The sequence below is a fragment of the Chania multitudinisentens RB-25 genome, from assembly GCF_000520015.2.
Classification (GTDB): domain Bacteria; phylum Pseudomonadota; class Gammaproteobacteria; order Enterobacterales; family Enterobacteriaceae; genus Chania; species Chania multitudinisentens.
Genome location: NZ_CP007044.2, coordinates 2,989,549 through 3,005,114 on the forward strand (window position 1 = coordinate 2,989,549; position 15,566 = coordinate 3,005,114).

Here is a 15,566-nt window from a genome sequence, read left to right on the forward strand (position 1 = left end):
AGGGTCGAACATGTTCGACCCTATTTAATCCATTGATTATCCATTCGATGGCCATATGCCGCTAAACGGGCGCAGCATTATGCGAGAGCGGCAAGGGTTTGTCCGTGAACGGATGAAATAACGGTGAATTATATTTACTGCTCCCGCATTGATGGGCTAAGTAGAGAACGGCTTTATTCTCAACGACATTTATTGGACCGAAATCAGCAAACTACATTCGATCAATTCAGATTTGATGATGACAAACGCCGAATGTTATTGGCGAGAATGCTATTGCGCTATGTATTAACCAAGCATGAAGGATATCAAGACCCTCACTTTCCTTATCTGCACTATAATCAGTATGGCAAGCCAGCGGTTATGGGGATGATGGGCGGGTTTAATATTTCACATGCGGGTGTCTGGGCCGTGTGCGCTTATAACCCCCTGGGGGATATTGGCGTTGATATTGAAAAAAGGGTTCCGATTGATATACACGATTATAAGGAAGTGCTAACGACAGATGAGTTTTCCGCGCTGATGCAGAATAACAACAACGTTGATTTTTTTCGCCTGTGGTCGTTAAAAGAGGCCATCATCAAAGCGGATGGTCGTGGCTTTTATTTATCGCCGATCACGTTCAACTTGCCTTACCCTTTGGTCAATGGGGTAGGTATCAAGGTCGCTGGAAAATGCTGGCACCTGTACTCACAGGAAATTGAGGAGGAGTATGTGCTAGCTGCCGCATCAGCATCTTATAAAACCACCGTGTTTTTTTTGCCTTCTGACGTACTTTAGCCCGATTTGAGGGCTTTATTAGAAAGCCAGAAAACCGCCATAGGCGGCTCCGTGTGAAACCAGGAGTACGTTACCGCCCCCTTGAGCAGTGGTCTCCTCAGTAATAGCTTTTAACTCAGATTGCATACGCGCTCTGACGGTGGCAAACGTTTCAGCTTCACCGCTGGTATCTACCAGAGAAAATCAGCCGTGGTGATCTTGGTAATGGACCGTTTTCCCAAAGACGGGAACAGATACATTTCAAGATTTCGCAAAATGCGGGTTGAATGCGTGTAAGACCAGGTGCGGTTGTTTTTGTGCCAGGCGCGAGCCACCTCTTCCAGCGTTTTGCCCACTTGTCTGGCCTGTTTTTCATGACGACGAGTTTGTCCTGGATCATTACCTTGAGCCAGTTCGGCGCGTGAGTCATCGCGTAGTTTTCTGGCCAACGTTAAAGAAACGGCAGGGTAGGCACCAAAGGCCAGCTTCCTTTCTTTTCCGTCATATCAGTACTTGAGATACCAGAGTTTTGAGCCGTTGGGTTTAACCAGAAGGTATAGACCAGCGCTATCAATTATCTGGTTTGTCTTGGGGCTTGGTACGACGTAGAACAGTATCAGAGATTGACATTTGGGAGCCTCGATATTATCGAACCGAACAGGCCCCTAATAAAGCCCCCAAAAGTATTGGCAGTCAACGTAACAATATGGAATACAGTGTAACCCTATTCACATATAACATGTTGATTTTAAAGCTTCCATGGACATCAGCAGACATCACTGGAATAGAAATTGGCTCCTCTGACTGGACTCGAACCAGTGACATACGGATTAACAGTCCGCCGTTCTACCGACTGAACTACAGAGGAATCGTGTGAACGAGCAGAATCATAGCGGGGGAGGAATGGGAAGTCAAAGGAGGATTGCGCATTCTATGGTTGTTTGCTTATAGAATGCACAACTCGTTGAGAATTTGGCATATTTAGCCAGATACTGTGATTTTTAAACGCGCTGATAAGGCCATGTTGTCAGTTAGCTGACTTATGTCACACACTTTCGTACTTAACCCCTCCATCATGGCTGGCTAAACGTTAACATGTTAAGAGTCATCATTTTTCAGGAGCCTCTGTCGATGAGAAGAAAAACGTTATTATTTTGCCTGCCGCTGTTATTTACCGGCTCGGTGCTTGCTGAGAATTTGGATTATCAACTGGAACAGGTGTTGGTGATGAGCCGCCATAACCTGCGTGCGCCGTTGGCAAATAATGGTGGTGTACTGGTGCAATCAACCCCACAAACTTGGCCACAATGGGATACGCCGGGGGGATACTTGACCACCAAAGGCGGTGTACTGGAAGTGTATATGGGGCACTATTTCAATGCGTGGCTGAAACAGGTAGGGGTATTGCCCGCGGAAGGGTGCCCGGCCAACGAGAGTGTGTATATTTATGCCAACAGTTTGCAGCGTACCGTGGCTACCGCTCAATTCTTTAGTAACGGTGCGTTCCCAGGCTGCGACATCAGTATCCATCATCAGAACAAAATGGGGGAAATGGACCCGACGTTTAACCCAATTATCACCGACAGCAGTGATGCGTTTAACCAGCAGGCATTGAGTGCAATGAATACCACGCTGGCTTCGCTGAAGCTGGATGCCTCTTACAAGCAACTGGCACAAATTATCGATTATCCTAATTCCCCGGCCTGCAAGGTGGATATGCAGTGCGATCTCGCCAGCGGGTTAAACCAAATGAGTGCGATACCAGGGAAAGAGCCAGGGGTTTCTGGCCCGTTGAGGGTAGGGAATTCGCTGGTAGATGCCTTCATGCTGCAATATTACGAAGGTTTCCCGATGAAGGATGTTGCCTGGGGCAAGATTATGACGCCATATCAATGGCAGCAACTGGCGAAATTGAAGGATGGCTATCAAGACTCGCTGTTTACCTCGCCGGTGGTGGCGCAAAATGTGGCTAAACCGTTGCTGACCTACATTAACTCGGCGTTAATAAGCGAGCGCAAAGCCAATTCACCGAAACTGACCCTGTTGGTGGGGCATGATTCCAATATTGCTTCGCTGCTGTCAGCGATGAAATTCAAACCTTATCATTTGCCACATCAATACGAAAAAACACCAATTGGTGGCAAGTTGGTATTTCAGCGTTGGCACGATAATAGGGTTGACCGCGATCTGTTGAAGATTGAGTATGTTTATCAATCTATTGAGCAGTTGCGTAATGCAATACCGCTGACGTTGAATCACCCACCGCAGCGCGTCATCATGGTCTTGGAAGGTTGCCCAGTGAATGAAGAAGGCTTCTGTGCCTGGAGTGATTTTGAAAAAACCATGAAGGATATCCTGTAATTCTTGTTCCTCTCCCGTAGCAAGGAGAGGAAAACTTTTGTTCTGCCTGGCAACGGCGTCTACACTGCCTTTTTGCTCCTTTATCATGGATGATGCTGTGTTCTCTCCTTTTATTACCGATCTTGAGTTTTTGACTTTTGCTGATTACCCAGGGCTGATTGCTCGTTGCTGTTTTTCTACGGCAGCTTATCGCGACGAAGCGTTTCCGTTGGTGGGGATCGATCTCCCTGAACATTTAGTTTCCGCAGTGCCGAAACGCCGGGCAGAATATCTGGCCGGGCGCTATTTGGCACGACAGGTGTTGGGAGAATTAGGGCATCACAATTTTACGCTCCTGCGCGGTGAAGATCGCGCCCCGCTGTGGCCACAAGGAATTGCGGGGGCGATCAGCCATAATACGGATATGGCGTTGTGCGCGGTTCACCGTGAAAACGGCATGGGAGGGATTGGTATTGATGTGGAAACACGAATGCTGAGCAAACGTGCCGAAGCTTTGTGGAGCGGAATTGTCAGTAAAGAAGAATGTGCGTGGTTACGCCAACAGCCACAGGCTTTCGATCAACTGCTGACGCTGGTATTTTCCGCTAAGGAGAGCCTGTTTAAGGCGTTGTATCCGCAAGTCCGCCATTATTTTGATTTTCTTGACGCACGTTTTATTCAATTGAATCTGCAGCAACAAACCTTTGAACTGGAGTTGCTAAAAACCTTGACGCCACAGTGCCACATTGGGCGCCGGTTCACCGGGCACTTTTTGTTTGAAGATGACACCATAACAACGATGATTTATTTTTAAATCAATTGATGGTGTGTAGCTCCCAACAGCAATGGTTCTAGAGTGTTGGACAAGTGATGTTGAGCCGTTAGAATAAAAACTGTGTATTTACACAGGATTTTAATGATGACGCTTGATCTCTTTGAAGATGCCTTACCATCGCCATGGCGTGAAGATATTGCACCAGGGGCGGTGGTACTGCATGGCTTTGTGCGTGAGCATGGCCCGGAATTGCTGGCTGCAATAAATCGGGTAGTGGCACAGGTGCCATGGCGACATTTCACCACGCCGGGCGGTTTTACCATGTCGGTGGCGATGAGTTGGTGTGGTAACGGCTGGAGCAGCAGCAGACAGGGTTACCGCTATTCCACACACGACTCGGTGAGCGGTAAATGCTGGCCAGCGATCCCGGCTATTCTGATGGCGCTGGCAGATGAAGCAGCGCAGCAAGCGGGGTTTGGCCACTACGTGCCAGATTCTTGCCTGATTAACCGTTACGATCCTGGCAGCAAACTTTCGTTGCATCAGGATAAAGATGAGCACGATTTCAGCGCGCCGATTGTCTCAGTATCTCTAGGGTTGCCCGCGGTATTCCAGTTCGGTGGTTTGCAGCGCAGCGATAAAACACAGCGTATCCCACTGGTGCATGGTGATGTGGTGGTGTGGGGAGGCCCCTCGCGCCTGTGTTTCCACGGTATTATGCCAGTGAAAGAAGGCTATCATTCACTGGTGGGGCCTCACCGTATCAATATCACCTTGCGTAAGGCTTTTTAGTGGTTTCCCGGCTAGACAAACGACCAGATAATGAATCGGCTTGCGTGAACAATTCCTCGGCTTCGGCATTGCCCTGATTGCTGAGCGCCGAAAATAAATGGCCTAATTGGCAGGCAGCAGCAGAACAACGGCCATTTTCCACCACCTATGGCCATTTCGGCCAACCGTGCGATAGAAAGATTGGTGCTCACAGCGCAAAAGAGAGTCTGTTAGCAAGCGGTACAAGGAAATGAGTGCTGTGCATCAGGCTCTGGGAAACAGGTTTTCTGACAAGAAGTCAACGAAAACACGGAGTTTTGGAGAGAGGTAGCGGCTTGATGGCCAGAGTAAGCGGAATATTCCTGAGTGTTGAGTGTGTGATGCCAATACTTGGACGAGCGAACCGCAGGCTAATTGACGCCGTACAGCGAAATCGGGCAGACAGGCAATGCCCTGACCCTGCTCTACCATATATATCAGTGGCTCGATAGTGTTCACGACCATGGAAACCGGTAGCTCGGGGCTGGCACCATTCACCGGTTTTAGCGGCCACGGCTCCAGCTTGCCACTGGTAGCGAAACGGTGATGCAGGCAGACATATTGTTGAAGATCTGCTGGTTTTTCTGGCACGCCTTGCTGAGCAAGGTAATCGGGTGATGCAACAAGTTGTAATTCAAACTTGCCAAGCACGCGGGACATCAGACGAGAGTCGCTAACATTACCAGCACGCACGACGGCGTCGAACCCTTCCTCAATAACATCAACAAACCGATCACTGAAATCGATATCCAGTGTGATCTCGGGATAATGGCGCATAAAGGCACTCAGGGTTGGCATCATCAGCATACCTGCGAGTGGCATACTGACCCGCAGCAGACCACGAGGCGCATCCTTGGCGTGCATAAGTTCTTGTTCAGCCACCTCAAGCTCACAAAGAATACGTCGGCAGCGTTCCAGAAAACAACTACCCTCGGGCGTCAGGGTGATGGCGCGGGTGGAGCGGTGGAACAAGCGCACGCCGAGCTTATTTTCGAGCCTCGTTATTGCTTTGCCGATCGCCGAAGGGGACAACCCTAAGCGCTGCCCTGCTACCGTGAAATTGCGAGTTTCTGCTGCCTGTACAAAGGCATTCAGTGCACTAAGGCTATCCATTATCTGATACTTTTTGTCCTATATGTTAAGAACTGTAGCGTTATTGTCTGAAAACATCAATCTCTCTATCGTAGAAGCTGTTGGCACCACCGCTTTAAGTTAATGAAGCGTTGCCTCTTTAACTTCATTCTTTAGATAGGATTACTTTATGCCCCCTGTTTCCACCATTGAACACCGCAACAGAACATCCGAAGTGCCGCCAGGATCTCAGCGTCTACCGATGCCAGCCTTGCTTGCATTGGCGATGGTGACATTCATCACTGTACTGACCGAAGCCTTGCCCGCTGGGCTGCTACGCCAGATGAGTACCGGCCTTGGGGTTTCAGAAGCCTTGGCCGGCCAGCTCATCACGCTATACGCTTTGGGCACATTACTGACGGCGATACCGCTGACTGCTGCAACACAAGGCTGGCGTAGGCGTCCACTATTGGTTATCGCCATCATCGGATTCGCGGTGATGAACGCAGTTACAGCGTTTTCGCACCACTATGCACTGACGTTGGTCGCGCGTTTTCTGGCTGGAGTCTTTGCCGGTTTGCTCTGGTCGCTGGCCGCAGGTTATGCCGCCCGACTGGTGCCTGAGCACCAAAAGGGCAAAGCGATGGCGATCGTTATGGCGGGAATTCCCTTGGCGCTTTCCATTGGTATTCCGGCTGGAACTTACCTGGGTATTCATGCTGGCTGGCGCGTGACCTTTGGCCTGATAAGTACCGTGGCCGTCCTGCTTGCTGGATGGGCGTTGTGCAAAATACCAAACTTTTCAGGGCAAACAACTGACAACCGCCATTCAATTGCCAAAGTTTTCATGCTACCAGGCATACGTTCTGTGCTGTTTGTCACCTTGGCTTTTGTGCTGGCGCATAATCTGCTTTACACCTATATCGCGCCCTTTCTTGTGCCATCAGGACTTGCCGACCAAGTAGATTTGATTCTGCTGGTGTTTGGGATTGTGGCGCTAGTCAGCCTTGGTATTGTCGGGGTGTTGGTGGATCGTTGGCTGCGGGAGCTGGTGTTGATCAGTACCGTGCTGTTCCTGCTTGCTGCAGCTGTGCTGGTGTTTTGGAATCATGAGGTTATCGCCGTATACGCTGCGATCACGATATGGGGGCTTGCCTGGGGAGGTGTGGCCACATTGTTCCAAACTGCATCCGCTAAAACGGCAGGCGATGCTGCCGAAGTTGCACAGTCGATGATCGTGACCGTCTGGAACGTCGCGATGGCAACTGGGGGAATCGGTGGCGGCCTGCTGTTGCAGAGCAAAGGCCCCTCCTTTTTCCCGTTGGCCCTGATTGCACTCCTTGTACCCACTCTGATCGTGGTCTGGCAAGCCAGGAATCATGGATTCCCAGTAGTTCGGGTTCATTGAGGGAGTAACAGGGTTCATCTCAGTGATTTTTTTACTTGTAGTGAGTAAGCTGGAATTTTCTTCAGACTAGAGCCTCACAGGGACGATCAGCTTATCCGAAGAGGTAGTTTAAGTCTGACAATTAAAAAAGGGTTGCTAAGTAATATGAATGTCAAAATTCTTTTAGAAACCCTTTACTTTCTTTGGTGTTGCTTAATTTAGCGGTTGCTTTTTAAGCAACCCGGTCATAACTCATCTCTACCGATGTTTAAATTCGTTTACGTCCCACAATAATCACCTGGGCACCATCTTCTAAATAGCGTTGTGCCAGAGCCAACCCCATAAGCGCCTGAGAAGGCCGTGACGATCTTGTCGTGGTGCGTTGCGATAGCAGCGTATAGCTTCAAGCAAGTAATTGCGCCAAACATAAGCTGATGCACGATTTTACATGCAGGTAAATGCCTGCATATAATCTCTCGCGTTTCACACCTCACACATATACAACCAATGGACATTGATAAGGTTTTCAAGGCGCTAGGCGACCCGACACGCAGAAAGCTGCTCGACTTGTTGTGCGAGAACAATGGGCAGATGCTGGGCCAACTCTGCGAGCAGTTGGACATGAGGCGGCAGTCGGTCACCCAGCACATCGGGATTCTGGAGGCGGCCAATCTGGTGAGCACAGTTTGGCGGGGCAGGGAGAAGCTGCATTTCATCAATCCGGTGCCGCTGCATGAGGTCTATGAGCGGTGGGTACGTAAATTCGAACGTCAACGGCTTACCCTGCTGCACGATTTGAAGAAAGAACTTGAAGGAGAGTAACGATGAGCAAAGAGAAGACGAGTTTCATTTATGTGACCTACATCCGTTCGACGCCGGAAAAAGTGTTCGAGGCTATCACCAAGCCGGAGGTCACGCGGCGCTACTGGGACCACGAGAACCTTTCCGACTGGAAGCCCGGGTCAGTTTGGGAACATGTGCGCGCCGACGAGCAGCGCAATGTCAATATGGTGGGCAAGGTGGTTGAGGTGGTACCGCCGGTTCGTTTGGTCATCACCTGGGTGAGCCCATCGTAGGCCAGCGATCCGGCCAGCACCAGCCGCGTGAGTTTCGACATTGAGGCTTACGACGATATGGTGCGTTTGACCGTCACCCACGACGAACTCGAGGCCGGCAGCAACATGGCAACGAGCATCCAGAAGGGCTGGCCAATCGTGCTTTCCAGCTTGAAATCGTTGCTGGAAACCGGTCAGGGTATCGACGTCTTCACTTTTCAGTTGTTGTTCACCAAGCCGAAGGCGGCTTCAAACGGGAGTCACTCATGAACCAACCTTATACCGGCGGATGCGCGTGCGGTGCAATTCGTTACCAGACCGAACACGCACCCATCTACCAGAACCATTGCCAGTGCCGTGACTGTCAACGGCGAAGTGGCACCGGGCACGGCTCCTGGCTGACCTTTCCCGCGCAGGCCGACATGACGATCACTGGCGAGGCGGCGCACTGGGCGGTGGCGGGCGATAACGGCAACGTGAAGAGCCACGCCTTCTGTTCGGTCTGTGGAACAGCTGTCTACTTGCGCTTTGCCGCGATGCCCGAGTTGATCGCCGTTCCTGCCGGTAGCCTGGATGAGCCGGGCCGCTTCGCACCGCAGGCACTCACCTACAGCATCCGCGGGCAGACGTGGGACACCATCGATCCCTCGTTGCAGGCATTCGAGCGGATGCCATCCAGTTAAGGTGTGTCATCAATAGAGCACGTAATCGGAATAAAACCGTTACAAGGCCAGGCTGTCTACGGCGGCTATCTTCTCGGATAAATAAGGAGGTCGCTACATTTCGCAAAATGCGACTTGAAGGCGTGTAAGACCAGGTGCAGTTGTTTTTGTGCCAAGCGTGAACCACTTTTTCCAGGGTTTTAGTCACTCTCTGGGCCTGCTTTTGATGACGCCGGGTTTGTCCTGGGGTTTGATCTTTCGGAGAACTGTTTCACTGAGTGAAAATTGGGGGGCTCGATATTATCGAACCGAACAGGCCCCAAACGTTCTGGCAGTTAACGTAACAATCTAGAACCCAGTGTTACCACAAGCCGTACAACGCATTACAACGAAAAACGCCACGGGATTGCTTAGAATCCCATGGCGTTAAATTTGGCTCCTCTGACTGGACTCGAATTATCTAATAATTGATTGATTTTAATGTAATAAAAAATAACTTTTTGAGGCTAGGCCCCCAAATAAGCCCCTAAAATATCTGAATGATATAATTGCGAACCCTATCTCATATTTATGTCGTCATGGCTGTAGGGGGCGGTGGGTTTTATAGTTGCTCCTAAGCTACTGTTGTTGAGATAACAAGTACTCCTGTTCTGCTTCTTGAAGACCCATAATTTATCATTGTCTTTTGAACTGCATGCCGCCGATGAGCAGACTGAGAACCGTCGCTTCTACTATCTGCTAGAGGCGTGAAATGAATTTAATCTATAATCACTTTGTTGTAATTGCCGACTTAAGGCAAACCCACTTAATATAATCTTGTAACCCAGCTATTTGCTTGTCGGTGGTGGCAATTCGTTGCCGGAGAGCGAAATAATGCCGTTTAGCGGCGTCAGTAAGTCGGGGGCTGGCAACATCAACCATGCTGGGGGAGCTGGTGTCTCCGTTTCTATCGGGCGCGGGGCAGTGGGCATCAACCTGCAAGCGCTTAGAGCCAGCGGCAACAGCATGACGTAAATCTTCAATGGTAATTTTGGCATAAGCTAATTCCTCTGTGTGCTGTTTATCCAGTGCTGCAATCTGTCGTTGTTGATGCTGTTGCTGATAAAGGGCTGTATTAGCTTCCATCAAGGCTTGCTGATTTTGTTGGGCCGTATTCTTCCAATCAGTGGCTAAGTGTTGGTAGTGAATGGTTCTGAGTATTGAACCACCTAATGTTAAAAGTAGTAAAAAGCCGGTAAATAGAGTTAATCGGTGAGGCATAGCCAATGCTCCGCTGGGTTTGGTCACTCAACGAAAGAGTGCATGACAGTGTTGTTATTCCGCTCATTAAAATTACTTTTCTCTGGTATTCAAGAAGAAAAGTATTTTATGGATAAAATTTTCTTGACAGCTCAAAATGTGGGCCGTCTTTTAATGATGTCCAGTCTCCTCCCCAAACAATAGGGATGTTTAGACTTTCGGCGGCCAGCTTGACAGTCTTTGCCAATTCGGCAAATGCAGTCCAATTATCCCAAGGGATTGCGCCATTAATTAAGGGGGCCAGGTCCACAGCATGACCGGTTAGGTGACGACTGTTTAGAGTCTGACTATGCCCACTATTAACCATCTGTTTTTGGCGCTCAGCAGTTCTTAAGCCTTCAATTACACTGAAATCTGTTTGGGTGATAGATAACGCTAAACGTACTACTTTCACTAAATCATGATGTATACCAATTAGGTTGCGCTCACTTCTTTCGCTGAATCTAAATATATTGTTGATGCTCATTTTTTGCCTCCGTGGTTAAATAATCTTCTCCAAAGGTAATCTATTCCAGAGCTACCCATGGTTCCAAATAAACCTGATAAAGCAAACGTCATGTATAAACTGACGCCGCTCTCAAAACTGATAATCCCACCAAGAAACCCTGCGAAACTAGAAACAACAATCTGTCCTAAGACATCTCCCCAGCTCCAATCGATATTTCTATCTTTGGTTTCGATAATATATCTAGCAAATCCTCCCCAAGCTGAAAAAGCTCCGATAATGACCCAGATAAAAATGCTTTCAGTGTTTGGAATTTTTAGCTCCATGTGGACCACCTTTAATTATTTAGTGTTTTCTTTTTTTTAATTTAGATATCAAATGTTTTTATTTCTTTCCTCATAAATGGAACTGTTCGTGATTTAAGGGTTGTATGTCCTACTAATCAGTATATGTGTTGCAGAAAAAAAACACTGTCTATAGTGCAATTTGCTTATAATGCAAATTGCATCATTAGCGATGTACTTAGAGTTTGTTATTTGCAAAGTTAATGATGATGTTTGTTATATATGAAAATAAAATACAAGGTGAGATTTTTACATTTTGGGGCGGTAGCGTTGTTCTTATATAACTATTACATCAACAGTGATTTTATTTAATAATTCTCATGTCTAACTGATTTTTATGAAAAAAAAGAGGTTGTTATGTCTACAAGTACATCTCAAATTGCGATTGAATATCCTATCCCAACTTATCGTTTTCTTGTATCTGTGGGAGATGAGAAAATTCCATTTAACAGTGTCTCAGGTTTGGATATAACCTATGACACCATTGAGTATCGCGACGGTGTAGGTAACTGGTTTAAAATGCCAGGGCAGCGTCAGCTGATTAATATTACCTTGCGTAAAGGTGTTTTCCCAGGAAATACTAAGTTGTTCGATTGGATTAACTCAATTCAACTCAATCAGGTAGAGAAAAAGGATATTACCATCAGCTTGACCAATGATGCGGGTACCGAGTTGCTGATGACCTGGAGCGTTTCTAATGCTTTCCCTACCTCGTTGACCTCTCCTTCTTTCGACGCGACCAGTAATGATATTGCCGTTCAGGAAATGACATTGACAGCTGATCGGGTAACGATTCAAGCCATATAAGTTTCTGATAATTAAATAAATATGATAAAGGAGTCTTTATGACGACTGTTACCAGTTACCCGGGTGTTTATATCGAAGAGCTGAGCAGCCTTGCTCTCTCAGTGTCAAATAGTGCCACCGCCGTGCCGGTTTTTGCCGTGAAGGAGAATAGTGGGATTGTCGTAAGTGGGAGTGCTACCCGAATCAATTCATGGATGGATTATCTTAACCGGGTTGACAACTTTGATAACAGTGACAAATTAGCCATCTCGTTACGCACTTATTTTACCAATGGTGGCGGGTACTGTTATCTGATTAATATCGAAGATCTGGAGGCAGTAGTTCCAACCTTGGATGATGTCACATTATTAGTGGCTGCGGGTGAGAATATTCAAACGGCAGTAGATACCTTATGCCAGCCAGGCCGAGGGTTATTTGCCATTCTTGACGGGCCAGAAACGGTACTGACAATGGATGACGTAGCTGACGCTCAGGGTAAATATACCGCCACGTCGTTTGCTGCGGTGTATTACCCATGGCTCACCGCCGACTGGGCGCAGGCTACTATTCCACCCAGCGCCGCTATGGCGGGTGTGTATGCTTCTGTGGATTTGTCCCGAGGAGTGTGGAAGGCACCCGCTAATGTTGCATTGAAAGGCGGGTTGGAGCCGAAGTTTTTGGTTACCGATGAGTTACAAGGGGCCTACAACTCAGGTCGTGCGTTCAATATGATCCGCAGTTTCAGTAACACGGGTACCACTGTCTGGGGAGCAAGAACCCTGGAAGATCAGGATAACTGGCGTTATATCCCGGTTCGGCGTTTGTTTAATACCGCCGAGCGGGATATCAAGCGAGCTATGAGTTTTGCCGTATTTGAGCCGAATAGCCAGCCTACCTGGGAACGGGTGAGGGCTGCGATCGGTAATTATCTCTATGCACTGTGGCGTCAAGGGGGCCTAGCCGGGAATAGTGAAGAAGAGGCTTATTTTGTGCAAATTGGCCAAGGTATCACCATGACTCTTGATCAGATTAATCAAGGGAAGATGATTATTAAAGTGGGTCTTGCGGCGGTTCGGCCAGCGGAGTTTATTATTCTCCAGTTTACCCAAGATATTGAACAGCGTTAATCCACTGATTATGAGGTGTCATATGCCTGCTATTCTACAAGCGCCTGGAGTTTATATTGAGGAAGATGCGTCATTGGCATTTTCTGTCAATAATAGTCCTACGGCTATACCCGTCTTTATCGGTGAGTTTACACCGATATCGGTAGGTGCCGTTCCGGTCTGTACCCGTATCAATAATTGGCTTGAATTTACCTCGGCTTTTTCTTTGGCTCCGGTAATCAAGGTTGTTATCAGCTCTACGAACCCTAATACTTCTGAAGTTCCAGCAGCGGATTATGAACCGAAAGTTAAGGCGAAAATCAAAGCAGCTGTTGCGGATGAGTGGAGTCACCGTATTGATCTTATCGAATTATCTCCCGCCGTTGAAGCATTACAGCTTTATTTCCAAAATGGTGGCGGGGCTTGTTATATCTACCCCATAAGTGATTTTACTGATCAAAGGACCCTAACGTCAATTCCAGATATTATTGAACAAAAAGGAGATATTACATTAATTGTCTGTCCGGAACTCGATCTCAGTTATAAAAACGCAGTTTATGGTGCGGTGAATCCACTATTAAGTCAAAAAGTAGGTTACTTCCTGATTGCGGATAGTAATGATGGTGAGCCGGTGTTGAATGTTGGCAGTATCCCTCAGGCTGCCATTTATTACCCACAACTGGAAACCAACCTCAGGACCTCAATATTGCCAGATGATGAAAATATCATTATCAGTGGTTATGAGGATGCTGAAGGTGAAAGCCTGCTGGTGACATTGGCTGTGCTGCGGGATAAAAATCCAACGCTGGCTGAAACCATCGTTGATGCGATCCCACATGAACAGCAGCGGCCGGTTATCATCCCCCCAAGCCCGGTTATCGCTGGAATTTACTGCCGCACCGACAGCAACCGTGGTGTCTGGAAGGCGCCAGCCAATGTGGCACTTACCGGTATTGGTCGTCTGCTTGATAACGTTGATGACCAGCGTCAAGGGCAGATGAATATCAACGGTGTGAACGTCATTCGCTCCTTTAGCGACCGGGGTATTGTGGTTTGGGGGGCGCGTACCGCAGTGGGTGACTCAGGCGATATTAACTGGCGCTATATTCCGGTTCGTCGCCTGTTCAATTCTGCTGAGCGGGATATTCGTCAGGCGCTGCGGGCGGCTTTGTTTGAAACCAATAATCAACCGACCTGGATGCGTGCCAAGTCTGCCGTTGATAACTATCTTTATGCGCTCTGGCAGCGGGGCGCATTAGTAGGGGATCGTCCTGAAGAGGCTTATTTTGTGCAGATTGCTCAGGGTTTAACCATGTCTGATGATGATATTAAACAGGGCAAAATGATCATGATGATCGGTTTGGCTGCGGTACGACCGGCTGAGTTTATTATTCTGCGGTTTACGCAGGATGTTGCTCAATAACTCCCATGATAAAAACATCGGGCATTGCTATGTCAGGGTGCCTGTTTAACATTTTATAGAGGACATAATGATGGGGAGAATACAGCCAGGGATCACACTGTCAGACAGCATTATGCCTATCAGTCAGGACGTAATCGCCACCGCCACTCCCGTTTTTATTGGTTATACCGAACAGGTTAGCGAAGATCAGTTGGAAGCAGTGGCCATCCGGGTTGATAGCCTGGCGGGTTATACCCAGACATTTGGTAGCAAAGGCACCATGGCGTTTGCTGTCAGGCACTACTTTGACAATGGCGGAGAGCAAGCCTTGATTTTATCTCTGCCAGGGAATATGCCATCCGACAGGATAACGGAGTCTGAAGCAGCCGATTTCTTTTCAGCACTGCAAAGTACTTTGGTCAATTCCGCGATTGCCAGCGAACCGTTGATTACATTGATTTTGGCACCGGATATGGCACGTCTTAATGATGCCCTTATTACGAACAGTGCCACCCTGGCAAGTTTGTGGTCAAGCGGTTGGGCAATGCTGTTGCAACTTAGTCAAGTTAAACCCAATCTCTTTGTGCTACTGGATGCGCCGGATGATGTTGATCTTGCAGCACATTGCCTACAGACCTTGTCATCAGACTACCGCCAATGGGGGGCAGCCTATTGGCCAAGGGTGGAAACGACCTATCGGGACACATCGATAACGGAAACTGAAGCCCAGCGTGTCGTGCTGTCGCCTACGGCGGCCGTTGCGGCGGTAATACAGCGTACGGATAAACGTGTCGGGGTATGGAAAGCGCCGGCCAATGTGGCATTGGCTCAGGTGATCCGCCCGGTTGTTTCACACATACAAGGGGATGCTTTGTTTAATGCCAGTGGTGCTTCTCTCAATTTAATTCGCAGTTTTCCCGGAAAAGGGATCCGTATCTGGGGGTGCCGTACGCTGGAGAATAGCGCCTACTCGTCGTGGCGTTATCTTCAAACCCGTCGCCTGGTTTCTTATGTTGCCGCTAATTTGGCCCGGCTAATTCGTCTGTATACCTTTGAGCCGAACAATGAGCTGACGTGGATGAAGTGTACAGGGCAAAGCTATAACTGGCTGCGGCAACTGTGGTTACAGGGGGGGCTTTATGGCGCACAGGAAGATGAGGCGTTTAATGTCCTCTTGGGGTTAAACGAGACGATGACTGAGGATGACGTTCGTGCAGGGAAAATGATCGTAAAAATAGAGTTAGCCATATTATTTCCGGCTGAATTTATTGAGATCAGTTTGGTATTTGATACCCGCACGGGTGCACTTTTGTCTTAAAAGAGGAAAG

General features: G+C 48.3%; 17 protein-coding genes, 1 tRNA gene and 1 pseudogene. 12 read left to right on the plus strand and 7 right to left on the minus strand.

The window, feature by feature from the left end; all coding sequences use genetic code 11:
- Nucleotides 1-123 precede the first annotated feature (123 nt).
- On the plus strand, nucleotides 124-777 hold the full coding sequence (locus tag Z042_RS13035; RefSeq protein WP_154666953.1) for a 4'-phosphopantetheinyl transferase family protein: 654 nt from the start codon (nucleotides 124-126) through the stop codon (nucleotides 775-777).
- Nucleotides 778-795: 18 nt separating this feature from the next.
- On the opposite strand, the gene Z042_RS26875 is transcribed toward Z042_RS13035, so the two are convergent.
- From Z042_RS26875 to Z042_RS13045, 3 genes are all read right to left on the minus strand, one after another.
- A complete protein-coding gene (locus tag Z042_RS26875) occupies nucleotides 796-903 on the minus strand; it encodes a hypothetical protein (RefSeq protein WP_154666954.1) in 108 nt (35 codons plus the stop codon).
- Between the two features lie 44 nt (nucleotides 904-947).
- The gene (locus Z042_RS25660) at nucleotides 948-1,205 is read right to left on the minus strand and encodes a phage integrase central domain-containing protein (RefSeq protein WP_071882828.1); all 258 of its coding nucleotides are present in this window, start codon (nucleotides 1,203-1,205) and stop codon (nucleotides 948-950) included.
- A 343-nt stretch (nucleotides 1,206-1,548) separates the two neighbouring features.
- Nucleotides 1,549-1,624 (minus strand) — tRNA-Asn (locus Z042_RS13045).
- 263 nt (nucleotides 1,625-1,887) lie between these two features.
- On the opposite strand from Z042_RS13045, the gene agp reads away from it, so the two are divergent.
- The 3 genes from agp to alkB all read left to right on the plus strand — a co-directional run bounded on the left by agp (nucleotide 1,888) and on the right by alkB (nucleotide 4,663).
- The gene (agp, locus tag Z042_RS13050) at nucleotides 1,888-3,117 is read left to right on the plus strand and encodes a bifunctional glucose-1-phosphatase/inositol phosphatase (RefSeq protein WP_024913642.1); all 1,230 of its coding nucleotides are present in this window, start codon (nucleotides 1,888-1,890) and stop codon (nucleotides 3,115-3,117) included.
- Between the two features lie 97 nt (nucleotides 3,118-3,214).
- A complete protein-coding gene (locus Z042_RS13055) occupies nucleotides 3,215-3,910 on the plus strand; it encodes a 4'-phosphopantetheinyl transferase family protein (protein ID WP_024913641.1) in 696 nt (231 codons plus the stop codon).
- Nucleotides 3,911-4,015: 105 nt separating this feature from the next.
- Nucleotides 4,016-4,663: a DNA oxidative demethylase AlkB gene (gene alkB, locus Z042_RS13060; RefSeq protein ID WP_024913640.1), complete on the plus strand. Its 648-nt coding sequence runs from the start codon at nucleotides 4,016-4,018 to the stop codon at nucleotides 4,661-4,663.
- A 243-nt stretch (nucleotides 4,664-4,906) separates the two neighbouring features.
- Here the strand turns inward: alkB and Z042_RS13065 are convergent, their stop codons facing one another.
- Nucleotides 4,907-5,794 carry a LysR family transcriptional regulator gene (locus Z042_RS13065; protein ID WP_024913639.1) on the minus strand — a complete coding sequence of 296 codons (888 nt, stop codon included), beginning with the start codon at nucleotides 5,792-5,794 and terminating at the stop codon, nucleotides 4,907-4,909.
- Between the two features lie 148 nt (nucleotides 5,795-5,942).
- On the opposite strand from Z042_RS13065, the gene Z042_RS13070 reads away from it, so the two are divergent.
- From Z042_RS13070 to Z042_RS13085, 4 genes and pseudogenes are all read left to right on the plus strand, one after another.
- On the plus strand, nucleotides 5,943-7,160 hold the full coding sequence (locus Z042_RS13070; protein WP_024913638.1) for an MFS transporter: 1,218 nt from the start codon (nucleotides 5,943-5,945) through the stop codon (nucleotides 7,158-7,160).
- 486 nt (nucleotides 7,161-7,646) lie between these two features.
- The gene (locus Z042_RS13075) at nucleotides 7,647-7,961 is read left to right on the plus strand and encodes an ArsR/SmtB family transcription factor (protein ID WP_024913637.1); all 315 of its coding nucleotides are present in this window, start codon (nucleotides 7,647-7,649) and stop codon (nucleotides 7,959-7,961) included.
- A gap of 2 nt (nucleotides 7,962-7,963) precedes the next feature.
- Nucleotides 7,964-8,464 (plus strand): annotated as a pseudogene (locus tag Z042_RS26605) (SRPBCC family protein).
- The gene (locus tag Z042_RS13085) at nucleotides 8,461-8,877 is read left to right on the plus strand and encodes a GFA family protein (protein WP_024913636.1); all 417 of its coding nucleotides are present in this window, start codon (nucleotides 8,461-8,463) and stop codon (nucleotides 8,875-8,877) included. Before Z042_RS26605 ends, Z042_RS13085 begins: the two are co-directional and overlap by 4 nt.
- 747 nt (nucleotides 8,878-9,624) lie before the next feature.
- On the opposite strand, the gene Z042_RS26005 is transcribed toward Z042_RS13085, so the two are convergent.
- The 3 genes from Z042_RS26005 to Z042_RS13100 form a co-directional block, all read right to left on the minus strand.
- Nucleotides 9,625-10,116, minus strand: coding sequence for a lysis protein (locus Z042_RS26005; protein WP_024913635.1), 492 nt, complete (start codon nucleotides 10,114-10,116; stop codon nucleotides 9,625-9,627).
- 106 nt (nucleotides 10,117-10,222) lie between these two features.
- The gene (locus Z042_RS13095) at nucleotides 10,223-10,621 is read right to left on the minus strand and encodes a M15 family metallopeptidase (RefSeq protein WP_024913634.1); all 399 of its coding nucleotides are present in this window, start codon (nucleotides 10,619-10,621) and stop codon (nucleotides 10,223-10,225) included.
- A complete protein-coding gene (locus tag Z042_RS13100; RefSeq protein ID WP_024913633.1) occupies nucleotides 10,618-10,926 on the minus strand; it encodes a phage holin family protein in 309 nt (102 codons plus the stop codon). Before Z042_RS13100 ends, Z042_RS13095 begins: the two co-directional genes overlap by 4 nt.
- A gap of 375 nt (nucleotides 10,927-11,301) precedes the next feature.
- On the opposite strand from Z042_RS13100, the gene Z042_RS13105 reads away from it, so the two are divergent.
- From Z042_RS13105 to Z042_RS13120, 4 genes are all read left to right on the plus strand, one after another.
- Nucleotides 11,302-11,751, plus strand: coding sequence for a phage tail protein (locus Z042_RS13105; RefSeq protein WP_024913632.1), 450 nt, complete (start codon nucleotides 11,302-11,304; stop codon nucleotides 11,749-11,751).
- A 38-nt stretch (nucleotides 11,752-11,789) separates the two neighbouring features.
- A complete protein-coding gene (locus tag Z042_RS13110) occupies nucleotides 11,790-12,857 on the plus strand; it encodes a phage tail sheath family protein (protein WP_024913631.1) in 1,068 nt (355 codons plus the stop codon).
- Nucleotides 12,844-14,259 (plus strand): phage tail sheath family protein, encoded by a 1,416-nt coding sequence (locus Z042_RS13115; RefSeq protein ID WP_335337005.1) that lies wholly within the window; start codon nucleotides 12,844-12,846, stop codon nucleotides 14,257-14,259. The genes Z042_RS13110 and Z042_RS13115 overlap by 14 nt, the downstream gene beginning before the upstream one ends.
- 67 nt (nucleotides 14,260-14,326) lie before the next feature.
- On the plus strand, nucleotides 14,327-15,556 hold the full coding sequence (locus Z042_RS13120) for a phage tail sheath C-terminal domain-containing protein (protein WP_081758472.1): 1,230 nt from the start codon (nucleotides 14,327-14,329) through the stop codon (nucleotides 15,554-15,556).
- Nucleotides 15,557-15,566 lie beyond the last annotated feature (10 nt).